This is a genomic window from Mucilaginibacter arboris, from assembly GCF_009754915.1.
GTDB classification, from domain to species: domain Bacteria; phylum Bacteroidota; class Bacteroidia; order Sphingobacteriales; family Sphingobacteriaceae; genus Mucilaginibacter_A; species Mucilaginibacter_A arboris.
This window is the reverse complement of sequence record NZ_WPIK01000049.1, coordinates 1-1,338: the sequence shown is the minus strand read 5'-3', so window position 1 is coordinate 1,338 and position 1,338 is coordinate 1. Positions and strand designations below refer to the sequence as shown.

The window sequence follows — 1,338 nt, the reverse complement described above, 5'->3', positions numbered from 1 at the left end:
GGTAGTGTAAACTGAACTGTGTCAGTATTGCTGTTGAATATTTTACAGGTGTAATTTTATCCTATCTTCAAACATAATAAAAAGTTGTGATAAAGTTTGGTTCCAGTTGTGGAGCGGCATTGTCCATTTCTCGGAGATGTTCTGCACGACCAGATAGACGAGTTTCAAAAGCGCATTGTCCGAAGTAAAAGCACCTTTTGTTTTAGTTACTTTTCTGACCTGCCTGTGAAATCCCTCTACTGAATTGGTGGTATAAATTACTCTTCTAATATGGGCATCGAAGCGGAAAAAGGTGGAGAGATTCTCCCAGTTACCATACCAGGAAGTAATCGGAACAGGATATTTCTTGCCCCATTTTTCGTCTAAGGCGATCAGGTTTTCATATCCTTGTTCTTTTGTTAGTGCCTGATAAACAGGTTTAAGATCATTCATAAAGGGCTTTTTGTCTTTTTCGGCAATATAGCGAAGGCTGTTTCTGATCTGGTGGACTACGCATGTTTGAACTTCTGTTTTTGGAAAAATGGCAGCTATGGCCTCGGGGAAACCTTTTAGCCCATCCACGCAAGCAATCAACATGTCCTGCATTCCTCGGTTTTTCAGGTCAGTTAAAACAGCGAGCCAGAACTTCGCCCCTTCGCTCTCTGACAAATACATACCCAGCAACTCTTTTTTACCCTCCAAAGAAACGCCAAGGATGTTATAAACAGCACGGGTAATGACACCGTTTCCCTCGCGTACCTTATAGTGCATACAGTCCAGATAGACAAAAGCGTAAACGGAATCTAATGAGCGAGACCGCCATTCGTTCATCGCCGGAACTACTTTATCAGTAATGGAAGATAAGGTGCTGGCCGAAATCTCCATCTGGTACAGCTCCTTAATGTGTTTGGAAATGTCACGCGTACTTAGCCCCAGGCCGTAAAGACCAATTACTTTTTGTTCCAGTTCTTCCGTAATAATGACTTGTCGTTTTGGTAAAACCAAGGGCTCAAAGCTGCCTGCACGATCACGGCTGCTCTCCAACTCAAACTCACCCGAAATACTTTTTACTCTTTTGCTGGCCTTACCATTACGCCGGTTGGCTATCCCGTCTGCTTTTTCTTCCTGCAAATGCGCTTCCAGTTCGCCTTCTAAAGCCGATTCTAAAAAATGCTTTAACAAGGGTGCAAATATCCCTTTTTCACCGTTCAGCGGTTTGCCCGCATACATACCCTTGATGGCTCCTGCCTTAAAGGTTTCAAAATCAAATCCTTTGTGTTCTTGATCGTTCATCTCTATGTGTCTTAAAGTTAAAAATCATCATTAATCTTTAACTGACACAGTTTATTTTACACTCTC

At 42.4% G+C, this 1,338-nt stretch carries 1 protein-coding gene; it reads right to left on the bottom strand.

The genetic code is table 11. The annotated features are described in order from the left end of the window. Positions 1-42 precede the first annotated feature (42 nt). Entirely contained in the window at positions 43-1,272 is a 1,230-nt protein-coding gene (locus GO621_RS18645) for an IS256 family transposase (protein ID WP_157569908.1), read from the bottom strand. Positions 1,273-1,338: the final 66 nt, after the last annotated feature.